Origin of the sequence: Sporosarcina aquimarina, assembly GCF_023715615.1 — a bacterium.
GTDB classification, from domain to species: Bacteria; Bacillota; Bacilli; order Bacillales_A; family Planococcaceae; genus Sporosarcina; species Sporosarcina aquimarina_A.
Genome location: NZ_JAMBOM010000011.1, coordinates 1 through 18,498, shown reverse-complemented (window position 1 = coordinate 18,498; position 18,498 = coordinate 1). Strand labels below are relative to the sequence as shown.

Genomic DNA, 18,498 nt, shown 5'->3' with positions numbered 1-18,498 from the left:
ATCATGATAAACGAATCAGCTGACCGACCTAATAAGAACAGGTATACTAATAGTAGCAGGGGGTGACAGATGTGCCAGTAATCACAAAAATCACACAACAAAAACGGGACAAAGAACGCTACAATATTTTTTTGGATGAAGTCTATGAGTTTAGTGTGCATGAATCGAATCTCGTCAAGTTCGGGTTAACCAAAGGGATGCAACTCGATAACTGGGAAAAAGAAAATCTCGTCTATGAAGAAGAAATTCAGCGTGCTTTTAATCGAGCACTACATTTCCTTGGCTTTCGTATGAGAAGTGAATCCGAAGTGAAACAAAAGTTATTGCAAGCAGAGTTTGGAGATGCCGTTATTAGAGAAGCTATTCTTAAGCTGAAACGATTAGGCTTTCTCGATGATCAGGCATTTTCTGAAGCACTACTTCGTACACAAAAAAACACTTCTGGGAAGGGACCGAATGCTATCAAGCAAGAAATGAAGAAAAGTGGAATTGATCCGTCGATTCAGGCTGCCGTATTGGAAGAATACGACCCGGAAGAACAGTTAGCAACTGCCACAAGATTAGCAGAAAAAGCGGCACGTAAACATTCATCCATTGCCCCAGCTCAGCTGAAACAACGTATTCAAAATGCCCTTCAGAGGAAAGGCTTCTCATTTGAAATCATAAAAGAGGCAATACAGGCTGTTGATTTTGAACCAGATGAAGACGAATGGACGGCCATAACCGAAACTACTGGTGAAAAAGCATGGCGCCGGGTTAGCATAAAGTACAAGGGATATGACCGAAAAAAACGGGTGAAACAAGCTATGTACCAAAAAGGGATACCGTTTGATCGAATCGATGCTTTCATTGAAAAAAAGGAGCTTGAAGAAGATGACGAATGAAAAGAAATATAGCCAAATGACAGAACAAGAACTGAGAACTGAAATCGCGCACCTAATGGAAAAAGCAAGAAAAGCTGAACAACTAGGGATCTTAAATGAGTACGCAGTATATCAGCGGAAAGCATTAATGGCTCAATCTTACCTTGTCGACCCGGATTCTATCGTACCCGGAGAAATTTATAAAATCCAAGGAGATGAAGGATACTTTTTTAAAGTTGACTACTTAAAAGGTCGTTTTGCTTGGGGATACCGGATGGGCGGCGAGCAAGCTGAAGAAGCGCTTCCGCTCGCCATGCTAACATCAGTCAAGACGGGTAAATAGATACCATCTGTTAAGATTCTTGGAGGAAATTCAACTTCTTACGCAATTTGTCCTCCGAGAAAATCCATCCTGTATAAGAGTTCACAACATTTAAATCTTCATCAACATGAGCTACTGCAACAAATGGATAAAATGTTTTACTTCGGTAGCGCAAGTCGATTAAGCGAACCTCTGTCAATACATCGACCTGAGTGATTTCCCATCGATAAATCGGTGAGAAAGAAACGAAGGCGGCGATATTTCGATCTGTCATCGCAGCCTGTACATACTTCGAGTCAGGTAATGGTTTACGATCAAACCGATCGTATATATTTACTGAACGACCGTATGCGCGCCCGACATAATGATCAGTTTTGGTTGATGCAGCAATCCGCCATTGGAAGAAACGCATAGTCGGAGCAATGTAAATGTCTGTTGCATTTGGAATTGTATTGTTGACAGCACGCTTTACAGCGGCATGTACTGCGAATCGAAGCAAGTAGTATAGAAATACCACACAATAGAGAATGGTCATCGTTTGAACTGGTGGAGTTCCAAAAAGCCAAGCTGCAATCGCTATTACATGTAAGCCGAAGATAATTGGATCGAACGTGTTGATAACGCTTAAAGCGACCCATTTTTGTGAAAATGGTCGAAGTGCTTGAGTCCCGTAGGAGTTAAAGATATCTACAAATACATGGATGAATACAGCGAGAAATGTCCAAGCCCATAAGTGAATGAAATTCGCTTCTGGCACGAAAAACAATAACATAATTGAAATAACGATCGGCCATAAAAGAACAGCCGGAACGGAGTGTGTAATTCCTCTATGATTCCGTATATAAACCGCATTATTACGCAGTTTTAAAACGGTATCTAAATCTGGCGCTAGCGAACCAAGTACTATGCCTGCAAATACTGGACCCATTGTTGCTGAGTGCGAGGCAACGATAGGGTCTGCCATTGCAAGTCCACTAATGGCGATGCCCATTGCAATATGTGTTCCCGTGTCCACTCCATCACTCCTTTACTTTGGGGTTTCCGCTGAAATGAATTCAACAGTTCTCTTAATTATATACCCAAATTTGAATAACCTAAAAGTATTAGACGTAAGAAGGAGCTTGTACCATGGAAATTTCGCAAAAGAAAGAGTTTAACGAGGCCCTGCTATCTTGGTACCACCAAGAAAAAAGGGACTTACCTTGGAGAAGAACGTCAAATCCCTACTATATATGGGTTTCAGAAGTGATGTTACAGCAGACGCGAGTCGACACTGTCATCCCGTATTATGAACGTTTCATTACATCCTTTCCGACAATGGAATCCCTAGCTGAAGCAGAAGAGGAGCGTGTTCTTAAACATTGGGAAGGACTAGGGTACTATTCGCGTGTCCGAAATTTACAAGCAGGTGTCAAGGAAGTTGTGGAAAATTACGATGGAAAGATTCCACAAAGTAGAGTTGAAATTTTGAATTTGAGAGGAATTGGTCCATACACCGCCGGGGCGGTGTTAAGTATAGCGTATGGAGTGCCTGAACACGCAGTGGATGGAAATGTAATGCGTGTATTTTCAAGACTATTTCTGATTGAAGCAGATATCGCCATTCCTAAATCGAAAAAGGTGTTTGAACAACGAGTGATGGAAATAATAGATGAAACAGACCCATCTTCTTTCAATCAGGCGATTATGGAACTGGGCGCAACGATTTGTACACCGAACCCTCGTTGTTTATTGTGTCCTGTTAGAGAGTTTTGTTCCGCCTTTGAGAAAGGGAAGCAAGAGAAACTTCCAATTAAAACAAAAAAGTTGAAAAAGAAAGTCATGACAATTCATTCATTTGCAATTTCTGAGCCAGGTGGCAAGTGGTTATTAAGAAAGAGGCAGGCAAATGGGCTTCTAGGAGACTTTTGGGAGTTCCCTCAAATTGAATACGTTCCTACTATGGATTCTATAGATGCGCTGAAGAATGATACAGGACTTCTAATCGAACAGGGAGAGGCGTACGCACAGTTCAAACATATTTTCTCTCACGTTACATGGAATGTTGAAGGATTTCATGCAGTACTGGTCGATCAATCCCCTATTCCAGAGGGATACCGATTTTTCACTGAAGAAGAATTGGGACAAATCCCTCAATCGAAACCGATGAGCAAGCTGCTTGAACAACTTAAAAAATAATTGTGCATGAGTAGGATAATTTCTAAGGGGCTGGATATGCTAGTTGTTACGGAGGTGAAAATCCATGACAACAAACAACCAGCGGAACCAGAAAAACAAACAGCAACAGCAATTTAACCAACAAAACCAACAAAACAATCCGCTCATGAACGAAGAGTTTGGAGCCGAAACAGATGTTCAGCACGTGAAACAACAAAACCAAAAAGCTGAAGCGAAAAAACGTCAAGCTTCAGGGCAACGTGCAAATAGTTACGGAGACCAGACAAAATAATTGGATGGACACCACCGGCCGGCGGGAGCAATAGTCTCCTTGCCGGTTTTTCTATGACCAACAGGGGTAAACATTTTCTATTTTCAGGAACGGTTGGTATAATGTTGTGATAAGAATGGAGCGGTATATTTCCCGGTCACGAAAAGGTGGTTTTAATGATGGATATTCCAAAAGAAGGGGAAACAGTACAAGTACATAGTTATAAACACGATGGCCATATCCACAGAGTTTGGCAAGAAACTATGGTCCTAAAGGGGACACGTAACATTATTATCGGTGCAAACGATCGAACGCTTGTAACAGAATCTGACGGTCGAACATGGATCACGCGTGAACCTTCGATTTGTTATTTCCATGCAGAACGCTGGTTCAACATCATTTGCATGCTTCGAGAAGATGGTGTGTACTATTATGTCAACATCAGCTCACCTTTTGTCTTTGACAATAATTCCATTAAATATATCGACTACGATTTGGATGTCAAAGTTTTTCCAGACATGAGTTATCTCATTTTGGACGAAGATGAGTATGCAGATCATAAAAAGCAAATGGGTTATCCGGAAGTGATTGACAAAATTTTGCGGCGGAATCTTGAAACACTTCTAAGTTGGATCAAACAACGCAAAGGTCCTTTTGCTCCGGATTTCATTGATGTTTGGACTTCCCGTTATGAGTTTTACAAAAATATGAAAAGTGAAGTATGAAGAAGCCGAGCTGCGATATCTGCGGCAGGCTTTTTTAGATAGGAGATGTAGAATGGGAGAAAGCACTAAGCGTTATTTAAAATTCGTAAAGCCATACACCTGGCAGATAGTTTTAACTGTTGTCATCGGAATCATTAAGTTTGCAATTCCGCTATTTATCCCTTTTCTCATAAAAATTGTTATCGATGACGTAATTGGTTCACAAACGTTGACGGCTGATGAAAAAACTGCACAACTTTTTTACTGGCTTGGTGGAACGGCTCTTGTGTTTTTCATCATACGACCGCCAGTAGAATATTACCGCCAATATTATGCACAGTATGTCAGTAATAAAATCTTATATGATATTCGTCAAAACTTGTACGGACACTTACAAAAACTAAGTTTGCGTTACTATGCGGAAACGCGAGCTGGTGAAGTGATTTCAAGGATTATCAATGACGTTGAGCAAACGAAAAACTTCGTCATGATTGGGTTGATGAACGTTTGGCTGGACTTGGCGACAATTCTGATTGCTATTGCTATCATGCTCACGATGGACGTGCCATTGACACTCGTAACGTTACTTGCATTCCCGTTTTATGCGTTCAGCGTGAAACACTTTTTCGGTAAACTTCGTAAACTCACGGGCGAACGTTCCCAGGCACTTGCAAACGTTCAAAGCTATTTACATGAACGTGTCGCAGGGGTCAGTGTCATTAAAAGTTTTTCACTGGAAGAAGTTGAAAAACAACGATTTGATGAGACCAATGGAAAGTTTCTTGACAAAGCGATTGAACATACGAAATGGAATGCAAAGGCATTTGCTGTCGTTAACACCATTACAGACGTGGCTCCGTTATTGGTCATAACTTATGCGGGGTATCAAGTGATTAATGGTTCTCTATCAGTCGGAACGATGGTTGCATTCATTGCATATATTGAACGTTTATACAGTCCTTTGCGTAGATTGGTCAACGCATCTACCTCCCTGACGCAATCATTTGCGTCGATGGACCGCGTATTTGAATTGATGGAAGAACCTTACGAAGTAACTGACAAAAAAGATGCTAATGCATTGCCGGTGATTCAAGGGGAGATTGAATTTAATCATGTGGAATTTGCTTACGAAGAAGAGGGATTTCCAGTTTTAAAAGATCTGAATTTCACTGTGAAGCCAGGTGAAACTGTTGCGCTCGTTGGAATGAGTGGTGGAGGAAAATCCACGATAGTCAGTCTCATTCCTCGTTTTTACGATGTCACGGGTGGGGCTATTCGTATTGATGGTCACGACTTACGTGATATTCAGATGAAAACGTTGCGAGACCAAATTGGAATGGTGCTGCAGGATAGTATCCTATTCAGCGACTCAGTACGCAGTAATATTCTGATGGGGAAACCTGATGCTTCAGAAGAAGAAATCGTGTCTGCTGCAAAAGCCGCAAATGCGCACGACTTCATCATGGAGCTACCTGAGGGATATGAAACGAAAGTGGGCGAACGTGGTGTTAAACTATCAGGAGGGCAGAAGCAACGACTTTCAATAGCGCGTGTATTTTTGAAAAACCCACCGATGCTTATATTGGATGAAGCTACTTCAGCTCTGGATCTTGAGAGCGAAGCACTTATCCAAGAATCGTTGAGCCGACTTGCACATAATCGGACAACTATAATCGTTGCGCATCGATTGTCTACAATTACGCATGCAAACAAAATTTTAGTAATTGACCATGGGGAGTTAAAAGAGCAAGGGACGCACGCCGAGCTTATAGAGAAGCAAGGGATCTACTACGATTTGTTTCAAGTACAAACTATATAAACAGAGGCAGACAATTAAAGGGTATCCCTTAATTGTCTGCTTTTTTTGATTGTATTGAAAATTGTCTTGATTTACACATATAAAACCGTATAATACTGAATAGAAGTTATATTTAGAAAAATAGTATTGGGAGAGGGCGGTACCATGAGCGAACGAAAAAAAGTCTTAGATGTAAAAGACTTGCAGACCACTTTTTTTACTGACTCAGGAGCAATCCCGGCAGTCGACCACGTCGATTTCTTTGTAAGAGAAGGGGAAGTGCTTGGGATAGTGGGGGAATCAGGTTGTGGGAAAAGCGTGACCTCGCTATCAGTGATGGGTCTAGTGCCAAAACCCCCTGGGAAAATAACGGGTGGCGAAATACTATTTCAGGGTAATGACTTGCTGAAGAAAAGCGAGAAAGAAATGCGATACATACGCGGGAATGACATCGCGATGATTTTCCAAGAGCCGATGACTTCATTGAATCCTCTATTTACAATTGGAAATCAGATGTCCGAAGCGATTTTGATTCACGAGAAAAAATGGTCAAAAAAGCGTGCGCGCGAACGAGCGATTGAAATGTTGAAGCTAGTCGGTTTGCCACGTGCCGATGAACTGATTGACGAGTATCCGCATCAGTTATCAGGTGGGATGAGACAGCGGGTAATGATAGCGATGGCACTCGTTTGTGACCCGAAACTCCTCATTGCCGATGAGCCGACTACCGCGCTTGATGTAACCATTCAAGCGCAGATTTTGAAGCTGATGAAGGAACTAAACACCCGACTCGATACAGCCATTATGCTAATTACCCATGACTTAGGCGTCGTAGCTGAAACATGCGAACGAGTCATTGTCATGTATGCGGGCCAGGTAATTGAAGAGGCTTCAGTCAAAAAGATATTCGAAGACCCTCAACACCCTTATACAAAAGGGCTTATTCAATCAGTACCGGATATGCGTTATAAAAAAGATCGACTCTACTCGATTCCAGGTAATGTACCAAAGCCGGGTTCCATTAAAAAAGGCTGTAAATTCGCGGCCCGATGTGAATTTGCATTTGACAGGTGTTTAGCAGAAGATCCTGCACTGATTCAAACAGAAACGGGTCATCAGACGAGATGCTTCTTATATAGTGAGGAAGGAGTGACGCAAGATGGACCAAAAGCCTTTGTTGAAAGTTGAAGGTCTTAAAAAGTATTTCCCTATTAAGAAGGGACTGTTAGGAAGAACGGTTGGGCATGTAAAAGCAGTAGATGACATATCGTTCTATGTAAATAAAGGCGAAACACTTGGGATAGTTGGGGAAAGTGGTTGTGGAAAATCGACAACGGGTCGGGTTCTCATGAGACTTTTGGAGCCGACTGAAGGAACTGTTGAGTTCGATGGAAGAGAATTGACTTCTTTGTCAGCGACTGAAATGAGAAAGATGCGCCGAGACATTCAAATGGTATTCCAAGATCCGTATGCCTCACTGAATCCACGGCATACGATTGGGAAAATTCTTGAAGAACCACTTCTTGTACACGGGATTTCAAACGCTCAGGAACGGAAAAAGTCCGTCGTCAAGTTCTTGGAAATTGTCGGTTTAAGTGCGTTTCATGCAAAGCGTTATCCTCACCAATTTAGTGGGGGACAACGACAACGTATCGGTATTGCGCGTGCACTTATGACCAATCCAAAACTGATCATTGCGGATGAACCGGTATCTGCGCTTGATGTGTCGATTCAAGCCCAAGTATTGAACTTGATGCAAGATCTTCAGAAAGAATTTGACCTCACTTACATTTTCATCGCTCACGATCTTGGTGTAGTCCGACACATTAGTGATCGAGTCGGAGTGATGTATTTAGGAAAGATGGTGGAACTTGCACCAAGCGAACAGCTGTATGCAACGCCACTTCATCCATATACAAAAGCATTACTTTCTGCAGTACCTGTTCCAGATCCCGACTATGTGAAAGAGCAGGTGATGATCGATGGTGACATTCCGAGCCCGGCGAATCCGCCATCAGGATGCACATTCCATACACGCTGTCCATTTAAAATGGATATTTGTACAAAAGTTTCACCACAACTGATCGAGCATGAGAATGGTCAATCTGTCGCTTGTCACCTCTATAGTGAACAAACCGGCAATGACATAGAAATGAAAGAAAAAGAGATGGAGGGGTCCTTATGAGAAAAGGGAAATTATGGTCACTTGCGCTTGTCATGCTTCTCGTTCTTTCAACGGCACTTGCTGCTTGCGGAAGTGACGACAAAGAACAAGGCGCAGAAAAAGATGGTGAGAAGGCTAGCGGGAAGGAAAAGACGTTAGTATTCGGACGCGGAGGAGATTCAACTTCTCTCGATCCATCACGTGTTACTGAAGGCGAAACATTTAAAGTCACTGTCAATCTGTTTGAGACACTTGTGAACTTCGGTGAGCAAGATACTACGGTTCAAAAGGGTCTCGCAAAAGAGTGGAAGACATCTGAAGACGGTTTGACGTATACATTCAAGTTAGAAGAAGGCGTTAAGTTCCACGATGGAACAGATTTTAACGCAGATGCAGTTGTCGCAAACTTCGCACGTTGGGCATCAGGAGACGCTGAAAAGTTTCCGTACTATAGTTCAATGTTTGGTGGGTTTGAAGGAGAAGAAGAAGCAGTCATCGAGTCTGTTATCGCTGAAGATGAATACACAGTCGCTATTACACTGAAGCGTCCACAAGCACCATTCTTGAAAAACCTTGCAATGAGCATGTTCGCGATTTCTAGTCCTGAAGCATTTGCAAAAGGGGACGACGAATACGAGCGTAATCCAGTAGGAACAGGTCCATTCAAATTTGTAGAATGGAAAGCGAACGATTCAATTACGATTGAAAAGAACGCGGATTACTGGAAAGAAGGACTTCCTAAGCTAGATAAAGTTATCTTCCGTTCAATTCCTGACAATGCAGCACGTTTGAATGCTTTGACTATAGGAGAAATCGATTTAGCTGACGGCATCAACCCTGCGGATGGTGCGAAAATTGAAGGAGATTCTAATCTTCAGCTGTTCGAACGTCCTTCTATGAACGTAGGTTACCTAGGGCTAACTGTAACTCGCCCTCCATTTGATAAGAAAGAAGTACGTCAGGCAATGAACTATGCAATCGATAAGAAAACGATCATTGATTCGTTCTTTGAAGGTCGTGCAGAATCTGCGAAAAACCCAATGCCTTCCTCAATCTCTGGTTACAATGATGAAATTGAAGAATATGCATATGATCCTGAAAAGGCAAAAGAATTATTAAAAGCAGCAGGACTTGAAGATGGATTTGAAATGGAATTATGGGCAATGCCAGTTCCACGTCCTTATATGCCAGACGGCACAAAAGTTGCAGAAGTAATCCAGAGCAACTTGGCGGATGTAGGCATCAAAGCAAAAATCGTTTCTTATGAATGGGCAACGTATTTAGACAAAGCAAGTAAAGGTGAAGCGGATGCCTTCATGCTTGGATGGACAGGAGATAACGGCGACGCTGATAACTTCCTATACGTTCTACTCGATGAAGACAATATCGCAAGCAACAACTACACGTATTTCAAAAACGATGAAACTCACAAATTGTTCCTTGAAGCTCAAACTGAAGTAGATGAAGATAAGCGTAATGAGCTTTACATGAAAGCACAAGAAATCCTTCATGAAGAAGCTCCATGGGTACCACTTGCTCACTCGACTCCACTACTTGGTGGAGCAGCGGATCTCACTGGATTCGTACCACATCCAACAGGATCTGACTTGCTTTCAAATGTAGATTTTAAGTAAGCCTGTGTTCCACATGAATGTGTGAAGGGGGAAGGCGCTATGCCATATCCCCCTTTCATGTTTTAAAAAGGACTGTTCTGCGCTAAAGGAAAAAAGAGCGATGAGAGGTGAACCGAATGCTCAGTTACATAGGAAAAAGACTATTTCAACTTATCCCCGTACTGTTAGGAATGACGTTTGTTGTCTTTATGATGATCCGGGCGATTCCTGGAAATCCAGCTCAAGTCATATTAGGCCAACAAGCAACACCTGAGGCGGTTGCTGCACTCAATGCGAAATTAGGTCTCGATCAGCCATGGTACATTCAATTCTTCAGTTATTTAAAAGGTCTATTCACTGGGGACTTAGGAGAATCGATGAGAACAAGACTGCCAGTTGCAGATGAAATCTGGCCGTATCTTGCAGCGACACTTGAACTTGCCTTATTTGCGATGATTATCGCAGTTATTATCGGCATCAACGCCGGAATCATATCAGCTTGGTTCCAAAATTCGTGGTTCGACTATACGGCAATGATTTTAGCTCTTGTCGGTGTATCGATGCCTATCTTCTGGCTTGGTCTACTCGGACAATGGGCATTTGCCATCGAACTCCAGTGGCTACCGACAACGGGACGTGAGCAAGTTCGGGATCCTGTTTCAGCAATAACGAATTTGTATATGATAGACGCCATGTTGAATGGTAGATTTGATCAGCTATGGGAAGTGTTTAAGCATTTAATCCTCCCTGGGCTTGCACTTGCAACGATTCCGATGGCGATTATTGCAAGAATGACGCGCTCCAGTATGCTCGAAGTGATGCGTTCAGATTATATCCGGACAGCACGTGCGAAAGGGCAGAAGATGTTTTGGGTTGTATATAAGCACGCTCTGAAAAATGCAATTATTCCAGTTTTAACGATTGTAGGACTACAAATGGGGATGCTTCTTGGTGGGGCGATTCTAACAGAAACGATTTTTGCTTGGCCAGGAATCGGACGCTACATCTATGATGCCATTAATTATCGAGATTACCCCGTCATCCAATCCGGGATTCTAATTGTTGCATTCTTCTTCGTGATGATCAACCTCATCGTTGACTTACTCTATGGTGTAATTGATCCGAGGATAAAATATGACTGAGGAAGGAGGTTGGTACCATGTCTGAATTGACACCCAAGGTGGATGGGATTGCAGAAGCAAAAATTGAGAAAGAGTCCGGACCGTGGCGCGATGCGTGGCTTGGCTTTAGAAAGAGTAAAGTGGCAGTGGTAGGAATGGCAGTGGTTTTACTTTTTGTTATTCTTGCCATTTTAGCACCGTGGATTACACCGCAAGGCATTAATGATCAGAATATGGCGGACCGGCTCCATCCCCCTTCTGCTGAGTATTGGTTTGGAACGGATGATTTCGGACGGGATATCCTCTCAAGAATCATTCATGGCGCACGTATTTCATTAGCTGTCGGATTCTTCTCTGTAATCGGTTCTGTTGTGGTGGGAAGTATCCTAGGGATTATTGCAGGATATTATGGACGTTGGGTGGATGTCATCATTTCTCGTATCTTCGACATCATGCTTGCGTTTCCGTCTATCCTGCTTGCAATTGCGATCGTTGCTGTACTCGGACCAAGTCTACAAAATGCACTCATTGCTATTGCGACCATTAACGTACCGAACTTCGGTAGGCTAATCCGGTCGAAAGTGCTCAGTATTAAGGAAGATGAGTACATTACGTCTGCGAAAGCAATCGGGATGAAAGATGTACGTATTTTGTTTTCACACATTTTACCGAATTCGATGGCACCAGTAATTGTACAAGGAACTCTTGCCATCGCCACTGCAATTCTTGAAGCAGCTGCTCTTGGCTTCCTCGGTCTAGGAGCTCAAGCCCCTCAACCAGAGTGGGGGAAGATGCTAGCGGATTCTAAGGATTATTTGCAGTCCGCTCCGTGGACAATGATTTTCCCTGGACTTGCCATAATGTTGACGGTTTTAGGATTCAACTTAATGGGAGATGGGTTACGAGATGCACTCGATCCTAAAATGAAAAGCTAAAAACCTAGAGGCTTACAGCCTCTAGGTTTTTTAATAGATTTCATCTTCAAATTTAGTATTCGTTTCACTGTCGTATCTACGTTGATAGGTTACGACAAGACTATCCAAATGCTCAAGTTGTTCTTCATAATTAAGAATAGAAGAAAGGATGTGAAGTAAATAGTATGTGGAAAATTCTTCATCTTCTTCTTTAGTAAGAACAATCTCTTTCACGAAGATTTCCATTACTTCGTGACGCTGAATATACTCATCATGGAGTCCAGTACTTAATTGGTCAGCTTTTAACTTACCTACAAATTTTAAGTGCAGTTGCTCATGATACGTAAGTATGGCATCCAAACGTTCTTGCACCATCATTTTAAAGTGATCAGGCAACATTGCGAGCTCATTTTCATATAAATGAAGTTTTTTCAGAACTTGTAGACTTGCGTTCGATGCAACAATCATTTGCCGATAAATAACGAGCTTACGTGCTTTGGCATATTGGTTTTTTTTCAAGTAATACCGTTCTTCCTTATACAATGAGTAGAGCTGATCAATAGTTGTCAGTTGTTCCCTTGAGTTGAGAATTACGTTTTTGGTTGCAATGAAATCAGATGCTTGTCGACCAGTCAGACGAATCCAACGAATGATTTCGTCTTGCACTTGGTGAATTGATTGAAATAGCTTTACTTCGTACTTTGGCGGCATGAATATGAGATTTACTAAAAATGCTGCTAGGACTCCGATTAGAATCGTTAAGACACGAAGTGACGCGAGTAAGAGATAGTCATCTCCCTGGATCTCCATGACAGCAACCGTGGTGACGAGTGCAAGGCCAATTGACTTTTCCAGACCTAGTTTAAGCATGACTAATATAACAATCACAGCTGCCAGTCCAATGATGACTAGCTGATGTCCGAAAATTAGAATGAAGACAACCCCGATAGTGGCACCGATCAAGTTACCTTGAATTCGTTCAATAACCTCTAAATATGACCTGTAAATGGTCGGCTGTATTGCGAATATCGCAGCAATCCCTGCAAACACAGGATTGGGCAAGTTGAGCAATTGTGCAACGAACAAGGCGAAGACAATCGCAATACCCGTTTTCAAACTTCGGGCACCAAGTTTCATGAATGTATTCCTCTCTTTAACGGTCTCTTTTGCGCTACTTTACAATAAATACCGGCGTGGGTCAACAATCCTCTACTAAAGTAATTCTGCAAATGCTAAATCTACAGCAATTAATGTATCTTGAATATCTTTTTCTGTATGAGCAGACGTGATGAACCAAGCTTCGTATTTAGAAGGTGCTAAGTTGACGCCATTCTTCAGTAAAAGTTTGAAGAATTTGCCAAATCGTTCACTGTCGGTTGCCTCAGCTTGATCGTAGTTAACAATAGTCTCTTCTGTAAAGAAAACGGTTAGGGCACCACATTTTCGATTGATGGTAATGGGAACATGGTGTTTCTTCGCAGATTGGAGAATTCCTTCTTCCAGTAATGCTCCTAGGCGATCTAATTCTGCATAAAGACCTGGAGTTTGAAGAACTTCCAGACATGCGATACCTGACAGCATTGATGCTGGATTACCTGCCATAGTTCCTGCCTGATATGCAGGTCCGAGTGGTGCAACGGTATCCATGATTTCTGATTTACCGCCGTAAGCACCGATTGGCAAACCTCCACCGATAATCTTTCCAAGCGCCATCAAATCTGGTTCGAGTCCAAGGAGCTCAGCTGCCGACCCATAATGGAAACGGAATGCAGTGATGACTTCATCGTATACGATAAGTGCACCTTTTTCTTTTGCAATCTCATGGACGAGGGGAAGGAAACCTTCTTGAGGTTCAACGATACCAAAGTTCCCAACGATTGGTTCCACTAAGATGCAAGCGATCTCATCTCCCCATCTGTCCATAGCGACTTTAAAGCTTTCCGGATCATTGAATGGAATTGTAATAACTTCTTCTGCAATTGTTTTAGGGACACCAGCTGAGTCTGGAGTTCCGAGTGTTGCGGGTCCTGAACCTGCTGCAACTAGTACAAGGTCAGAGTGCCCGTGGTAGCAACCTGCAAATTTCATGATTTTCGTACGACCCGTATAGGCTCTTGAAACTCGTATTGTTGTCATAACAGCTTCAGTTCCGGAATTGACGAAACGAACCTTATCTAAACCTGGGATTGCCTCTTTGATCATTTTTGCAAATTTCACTTCATGTTTAGTGGGTGTTCCATAGAGTAGTCCAGTTTCGGCTGCTTTTGTGACTGCTGCTGTTATATGAGGATGCGCATGCCCAGTAATGATTGGTCCATATGCACCTAAGTAGTCAATATACTTATTTCCATCAACGTCCCAGAAGTAAGGCCCTTCTGCACGCTCCATAACAGTTGGTGCTCCTCCACCAACAGCTTTATAGCCACGAGATGGGCTGTTGACCCCGCCAACAATATGTTCGCAGGCTTCCGCATAGATTGTTTCTGAATTAGTTCGTTCCATTTTTATTCCTCCGTTCAAATCACTTCTTCTCTATTTTACCTAATAATGAGCGAAACACCAAAGGAATTGAAAAAGACGGAGTAGTCCGATACTATAATAGGAAAGAATCTGATAGGGGGAATGAGAAATGTCAACGCTTGAAGGATTGCATGCACCTGATTTTACTTTACAAAATGAAGACGGTAGTCCAGTTACACTTTCCGATTATGAGGGAAAGAAGTATGTGATTCTTTACTTTTATCCTAAAGATGCAACACCGGGGTGTACGTTGGAAGCACAATCTTTTAAAGAGAACCATTCCGAATTTAGTGCACTGAATGCAGTCATTCTAGGAGTAAGCCCTGATGGCGAAGCTTCGCATATAAAATTCATCAACAAACACGGACTTCCATTCTCGCTCTTAGCAGATACGGAACAGACAGTTTCAAAACTGTATGGAGTGTGGAAATTGAAAAAGACATTTGGAAAAGAATATATGGGAATCGAGCGTTCTACATTCCTTATCGATCCAACAGGTACTGTTATTAAAGAATGGCGTAAGGTAAAAGTAGATGGTCATATCGATGCCGTTCATCAAACATTGTTGCAGGTATCTAATGAAGGAACTGGTGAATCATTATGACGAATGCGTTATTAACATTCCCAATCAAGGAGAAGTTTCGTCACGAGCTAACCGAAGGGTTCCCAAAAATTCACTTTGACTTCTCAGATACCATTGAGGGTGCTCCCGATAAACAAATTACAATTCTCGTTACATACGGTAGTGATCTGACTGAGGAAATGTTGAACCAGCTAACAGAATTGAAATGGGTAATGGTGGCGTCTGCGGGAGTTGATAAATTGCCTCTCACAAAATTAGGGGAGCGTGGAATTCTTGTAACAAATGTGAGTGGTATTCATAAGACACCGATGGCGGAGTCAGTTCTTGCGCACATTCTCTCACTAAATCGTGCACTTCCGATAATACAGGAACAACAGAAGCAAAAAGTATGGGAAAAGATGAAATCTAGTGAGCTCCGTGGATCTAGGGCACTTATTCTTGGACCAGGAGCGATTGGAGGAGAAATCGGTCGATTGCTTCAGGCATTTGGAGTATATACGATAGGATGCAGCAGATCTGGTAATACTCATGATGGAATGGACGAGGATATTTCTTTTTCTCATATAAGCGAACGTCTATCCGAATCAGATTATATCATCTCCGTATTGCCTAGTACGCAAGAAACACGCTGGATTTTGGACAAATCACACTTTCAAAAAATGAAAAAGTCTTCGATATTTATGAACTTTGGTCGGGGAGATTTGGTTAAAGAGCAGGTAATAGTAGAAGCTCTTCAACAAGGTGAAATCGCTCATGCAGTGCTAGATGTATTCGAACAAGAACCGTTATCAGTAGAAAGTCCATTATGGGAGATGGAAAATTGTACAGTATCACCACACGTTTCAGCGTTATCAGCAAAGTATGTGGAGCGTGCTCTTGAGATTTTCAAAGAAAATCTTCAGGTTTGGCTATCGGAGAATAGAGAATTTAAAAATGTAATTGAGACAGACAGAGGGTATTAAAGCATAATAAGTTGCTTTAGAATCCAGAATGTTTGACACCAGACATCGAATTCAGTAAACTAATTATAATGATTATAAAGAAGTAATCCTTGTGGAATAGAGGTGTTCGTTATGTCTGGTGCAATGCTAAAAGATGCGCTGGTCACATTAAAGGAAAGTGGCGTTCGGATAACTCCGCAGCGACATGCCATTTTAGAATTCCTCATATCTTCTGAATGCCATCCAACGGCGGATGAAATTTACAAAGCACTCGAGAGTGATTTTCCTAATATGAGTGTTGCGACAGTCTACAATAATCTGCGTGTTTTCAGAAATTCCGGTCTTGTAAAGGAACTGACTTATGGAGACGCTTCAAGCAGATTTGATTTTGTAACACATGATCATTACCACATCATTTGTGACGAATGTGGAAGTATTGTCGATTTTCATCATCCGGGGCTTGAAGAAGTGGAACGTTTGGCTTCCCATGTGACGGGTTTTAAAGTGAACTCTCATCGCTTAGAAGTTTATGGAGTATGTCCTACTTGTGAAAAACAAGCTTCTAAAGCTAATTAAAAACACTTGGTTCTCTTTTTAGGAAGAGAACCAAGTGTTTTTTTGTGTTAGCTTTTTCGTTTGTTTGGTTTATTATAGAGTTCATCAAAGTCTTTTCCTTCAAGTGTAGGATCCATTGTTAATGGCTCCCTGCAGTGGCCGCACATGTCTACGCGTCCAAGCATCTTTGTTTCCTTACCGCAATTCGGACAAATAATCTGTATGGCTCGAGTTGAAAGTGTCCCAATCCAAGCGTACACAACAACACTTGCTAGTATAGCTAGCACGCCAAGAATCATGAAAAGTAACATAATGATTTCGTATTTCCTAAAGAACAGACCGATATACATAACAATCACTCCGATGAAGATGAGTGAAAGAGCAAATGACCGAATGCGATTGATTTTATTTTTATAAGGTTTCATTGCATGACCTCCTTGTGATTCGCTCCCTTAATATAGCACATATTCTACTATAGCAACATAGGAGTCTCTTGAAGGAGGATTTGTAGAACGTCTGGCGAACTTATATATCATCTAGGGAGGAATTACAATGGAACAAACACTCAGACCAATCTATCAAGAAAGGGCAAGTTTTCCGGACACGCTCGGTGTGATACTCGTTAGCAAACGATGGGAAGGAGATCCCCTGACTGATACGTTTGATGAAATACTGCTAATCATATCCTCATCAAATACCATTCCGATTCAAACAAAGCACTATACGGATGGAGATGAAAAGGCAGCGCTACATATAATAAGTGAAAATCAACTTAAAAAATGGCTACTACTTGGAACAAAACGAAAAGTTGTAGATTGGTTATTTTACGGAAAAGTTTACTTTGATCGTAATGAGTATATAGAAAATTTGAAAACTGAACTACAAGAACATCCTTTCTTCGGTAGAGATTTAAAGATGGGAATCGAGCTTGCAAAATTGGTTAGACGGTATATGGAAGGAAAGACGTTTTTTGAACAGCATCATTATATGGATGCCTACCATCATGCTGTACAATCGCTTCATCATTTAGCAAGATTGTCTGTCATTGAAAAAGGCATTCTTCCGGAAGTAACAGTCTGGTCTCAAGTAAAGAAAATCGATCCTTCTATATTCAAGCTATACGAAGAACTTATTATGAGTGATGAGCCTATAGAAAAACGACTGGAGTTAATGTTTTTGGCGAGTGAGTTCTTTATTCATAATCGAACGGAGTATGGGGTACATCATATATTAGAAGTTATGTCACAAAAAGAGACGTGGACGATTCAGGAACTTCATGAGCATGGTGAATTGAGGATGTACTCAGTTGACCTTGAAATGCTTATAGAATTCTTAATAGAGAAAAACATTATTAAGGTCCTGTCGATAGACTCTAAAAACGAGTTTCTGTATCATCGAATGTATAGCGTGCTCGAATAACAGCCGTACTAAACGGCTGTTTTTGTGTAGCTTAAGCCCGGCACGAAGCGTTTTTAAAACTTTTTTTGAAAAAATGTTGACGTACAACTGCATTCGATGTTATTATAAATCTTGTCGCCGCGGAGGTAACTAACTAGCTTACAAAATCCGCTGAGATGAACGAAAAAAGTTTTTCAAAAATAACTTGACTGAGTTTCTCAGACATGTTAAGATAATCAAGTCGCTTCGAGAGAACGACGATATGAACCTTGAAAACTGAACAGCAAAATGTCAACGAATTATCGTTTGAGAAACCGGCTTTGCCGGTGAAACAAACACAAACAGATCTTAGTTGATCTGATAGACATCTTAAATGATGCCAGTACGAATTGAGCAATCAATTCTCTCTGGTTGCTGAGATGTAGTGCAGTGCTAGGAAGCGAAGGCGTGAATGAGGGAGCGTACTTAGGTACGTGACCGAATGAACAACTGAAGCTGACGACGCAATGTGCTGCATATCAGCTACCAGATTTATGGAGAGTTTGATCCTGGCTCAGGACGAACGCTGGCGGCA

At 41.8% G+C, this 18,498-nt stretch carries 19 protein-coding genes; 15 read left to right on the top strand and 4 right to left on the bottom strand.

What is annotated here, in order from left to right; translation table 11 throughout:
• Positions 1–71 precede the first annotated feature (71 nt).
• Together recX and M3197_RS16675 are read left to right on the top strand one after the other, a co-directional pair.
• Entirely contained in the window at positions 72–884 is an 813-nt protein-coding gene (recX, locus tag M3197_RS16680; protein ID WP_251662941.1) for a recombination regulator RecX, read from the top strand.
• Positions 874–1,206 (top strand): YfhH family protein, encoded by a 333-nt coding sequence (locus tag M3197_RS16675; protein WP_251662940.1) that lies wholly within the window; start codon positions 874–876, stop codon positions 1,204–1,206. Before recX ends, M3197_RS16675 begins: the two co-directional genes overlap by 11 nt.
• Before the next feature lie 10 nt (positions 1,207–1,216).
• On the opposite strand, the gene M3197_RS16670 is transcribed toward M3197_RS16675, so the two are convergent.
• Positions 1,217–2,200 carry a metal-dependent hydrolase gene (locus tag M3197_RS16670; RefSeq protein ID WP_251662938.1) on the bottom strand — a complete coding sequence of 328 codons (984 nt, stop codon included), beginning with the start codon at positions 2,198–2,200 and terminating at the stop codon, positions 1,217–1,219.
• A 113-nt stretch (positions 2,201–2,313) separates the two neighbouring features.
• On the opposite strand from M3197_RS16670, the gene mutY reads away from it, so the two are divergent.
• The 9 genes from mutY (at position 2,314) to nikC (ending at position 11,948) form a co-directional block, all read left to right on the top strand.
• Entirely contained in the window at positions 2,314–3,363 is a 1,050-nt protein-coding gene (mutY, locus tag M3197_RS16665) for an A/G-specific adenine glycosylase (RefSeq protein ID WP_251662936.1), read from the top strand.
• A 64-nt stretch (positions 3,364–3,427) separates the two neighbouring features.
• Positions 3,428–3,634: a gamma-type small acid-soluble spore protein gene (locus tag M3197_RS16660; RefSeq protein ID WP_251662934.1), complete on the top strand. Its 207-nt coding sequence runs from the start codon at positions 3,428–3,430 to the stop codon at positions 3,632–3,634.
• Positions 3,635–3,792: 158 nt separating this feature from the next.
• Positions 3,793–4,338 carry a nucleoside tri-diphosphate phosphatase gene (gene ntdP, locus M3197_RS16655; RefSeq protein WP_025782779.1) on the top strand — a complete coding sequence of 182 codons (546 nt, stop codon included), beginning with the start codon at positions 3,793–3,795 and terminating at the stop codon, positions 4,336–4,338.
• Between the two features lie 52 nt (positions 4,339–4,390).
• Positions 4,391–6,136, top strand: a complete 1,746-nt coding sequence (locus tag M3197_RS16650) for an ABC transporter ATP-binding protein (protein WP_251662931.1) — start codon at positions 4,391–4,393, stop codon at positions 6,134–6,136.
• Positions 6,137–6,280: 144 nt separating this feature from the next.
• The gene (locus M3197_RS16645) at positions 6,281–7,303 is read left to right on the top strand and encodes an ABC transporter ATP-binding protein (RefSeq protein ID WP_251662929.1); all 1,023 of its coding nucleotides are present in this window, start codon (positions 6,281–6,283) and stop codon (positions 7,301–7,303) included.
• On the top strand, positions 7,275–8,300 hold the full coding sequence (locus tag M3197_RS16640; RefSeq protein WP_251662928.1) for an ABC transporter ATP-binding protein: 1,026 nt from the start codon (positions 7,275–7,277) through the stop codon (positions 8,298–8,300). Before M3197_RS16645 ends, M3197_RS16640 begins: the two co-directional genes overlap by 29 nt.
• Positions 8,297–9,913 (top strand): ABC transporter substrate-binding protein, encoded by a 1,617-nt coding sequence (locus M3197_RS16635; protein WP_251662927.1) that lies wholly within the window; start codon positions 8,297–8,299, stop codon positions 9,911–9,913. Before M3197_RS16640 ends, M3197_RS16635 begins: the two co-directional genes overlap by 4 nt.
• Before the next feature lie 116 nt (positions 9,914–10,029).
• Positions 10,030–11,034, top strand: coding sequence for an ABC transporter permease (locus M3197_RS16630; RefSeq protein ID WP_251662926.1), 1,005 nt, complete (start codon positions 10,030–10,032; stop codon positions 11,032–11,034).
• Between the two features lie 17 nt (positions 11,035–11,051).
• The gene (nikC, locus tag M3197_RS16625) at positions 11,052–11,948 is read left to right on the top strand and encodes a nickel transporter permease (protein ID WP_251662925.1); all 897 of its coding nucleotides are present in this window, start codon (positions 11,052–11,054) and stop codon (positions 11,946–11,948) included.
• Positions 11,949–11,978: 30 nt separating this feature from the next.
• Here the strand turns inward: nikC and M3197_RS16620 are convergent, their stop codons facing one another.
• Both M3197_RS16620 and M3197_RS16615 read right to left on the bottom strand, forming a co-directional pair.
• Positions 11,979–13,064, bottom strand: a complete 1,086-nt coding sequence (locus tag M3197_RS16620) for an FUSC family protein (RefSeq protein ID WP_251662924.1) — start codon at positions 13,062–13,064, stop codon at positions 11,979–11,981.
• Between the two features lie 75 nt (positions 13,065–13,139).
• Entirely contained in the window at positions 13,140–14,429 is a 1,290-nt protein-coding gene (locus M3197_RS16615) for a glutamate-1-semialdehyde 2,1-aminomutase (protein ID WP_285851447.1), read from the bottom strand.
• A gap of 127 nt (positions 14,430–14,556) precedes the next feature.
• Here M3197_RS16615 and bcp point away from each other — a divergent pair, with 127 nt between their 5' ends.
• The 3 genes from bcp (at position 14,557) to perR (ending at position 16,547) form a co-directional block, all read left to right on the top strand.
• A complete protein-coding gene (gene bcp, locus M3197_RS16610) occupies positions 14,557–15,051 on the top strand; it encodes a thioredoxin-dependent thiol peroxidase (RefSeq protein WP_251662923.1) in 495 nt (164 codons plus the stop codon).
• Positions 15,048–15,992, top strand: coding sequence for a D-2-hydroxyacid dehydrogenase (locus M3197_RS16605; RefSeq protein WP_251662922.1), 945 nt, complete (start codon positions 15,048–15,050; stop codon positions 15,990–15,992). Before bcp ends, M3197_RS16605 begins: the two co-directional genes overlap by 4 nt.
• A 111-nt stretch (positions 15,993–16,103) precedes the next feature.
• Positions 16,104–16,547, top strand: a complete 444-nt coding sequence (gene perR / locus M3197_RS16600; protein WP_251662921.1) for a peroxide-responsive transcriptional repressor PerR — start codon at positions 16,104–16,106, stop codon at positions 16,545–16,547.
• 47 nt (positions 16,548–16,594) lie between these two features.
• Here the strand turns inward: perR and M3197_RS16595 are convergent, their stop codons facing one another.
• Positions 16,595–16,951: a YgzB family protein gene (locus tag M3197_RS16595; RefSeq protein WP_025782767.1), complete on the bottom strand. Its 357-nt coding sequence runs from the start codon at positions 16,949–16,951 to the stop codon at positions 16,595–16,597.
• Positions 16,952–17,078: 127 nt separating this feature from the next.
• On the opposite strand from M3197_RS16595, the gene M3197_RS16590 reads away from it, so the two are divergent.
• Complete coding sequence (locus M3197_RS16590; RefSeq protein ID WP_251662920.1) at positions 17,079–17,945, top strand: nucleotidyltransferase-like protein; 867 nt, start codon at positions 17,079–17,081, stop codon at positions 17,943–17,945.
• Positions 17,946–18,498: the final 553 nt, after the last annotated feature.

Bases quoted from the DNA above. Each gene is read 5' to 3' on its own strand.
- M3197_RS16675 (WP_251662940.1), top strand. From the start codon at position 874: ATGACGAATGAAAAGAAATATAGCCAAATGACAGAACAAGAACTGAGA.
- mutY (WP_251662936.1), top strand. From the start codon at position 2,314: ATGGAAATTTCGCAAAAGAAAGAGTTTAACGAGGCCCTGCTATCTTGG.
- M3197_RS16660 (WP_251662934.1), top strand. From the start codon at position 3,428: ATGACAACAAACAACCAGCGGAACCAGAAAAACAAACAGCAACAGCAA.
- ntdP (WP_025782779.1), top strand. From the start codon at position 3,793: ATGGATATTCCAAAAGAAGGGGAAACAGTACAAGTACATAGTTATAAA.
- M3197_RS16650 (WP_251662931.1), top strand. From the start codon at position 4,391: ATGGGAGAAAGCACTAAGCGTTATTTAAAATTCGTAAAGCCATACACC.
- M3197_RS16645 (WP_251662929.1), top strand. From the start codon at position 6,281: ATGAGCGAACGAAAAAAAGTCTTAGATGTAAAAGACTTGCAGACCACT.
- M3197_RS16640 (WP_251662928.1), top strand. From the start codon at position 7,275: ATGGACCAAAAGCCTTTGTTGAAAGTTGAAGGTCTTAAAAAGTATTTC.
- M3197_RS16635 (WP_251662927.1), top strand. From the start codon at position 8,297: ATGAGAAAAGGGAAATTATGGTCACTTGCGCTTGTCATGCTTCTCGTT.
- M3197_RS16630 (WP_251662926.1), top strand. From the start codon at position 10,030: ATGCTCAGTTACATAGGAAAAAGACTATTTCAACTTATCCCCGTACTG.
- nikC (WP_251662925.1), top strand. From the start codon at position 11,052: ATGTCTGAATTGACACCCAAGGTGGATGGGATTGCAGAAGCAAAAATT.
- M3197_RS16620 (WP_251662924.1), bottom strand. From the start codon at position 13,064: ATGAAACTTGGTGCCCGAAGTTTGAAAACGGGTATTGCGATTGTCTTC.
- M3197_RS16615 (WP_285851447.1), bottom strand. From the start codon at position 14,429: ATGGAACGAACTAATTCAGAAACAATCTATGCGGAAGCCTGCGAACAT.
- bcp (WP_251662923.1), top strand. From the start codon at position 14,557: ATGTCAACGCTTGAAGGATTGCATGCACCTGATTTTACTTTACAAAAT.
- M3197_RS16605 (WP_251662922.1), top strand. From the start codon at position 15,048: ATGACGAATGCGTTATTAACATTCCCAATCAAGGAGAAGTTTCGTCAC.
- perR (WP_251662921.1), top strand. From the start codon at position 16,104: ATGTCTGGTGCAATGCTAAAAGATGCGCTGGTCACATTAAAGGAAAGT.
- M3197_RS16595 (WP_025782767.1), bottom strand. From the start codon at position 16,951: ATGAAACCTTATAAAAATAAAATCAATCGCATTCGGTCATTTGCTCTT.
- M3197_RS16590 (WP_251662920.1), top strand. From the start codon at position 17,079: ATGGAACAAACACTCAGACCAATCTATCAAGAAAGGGCAAGTTTTCCG.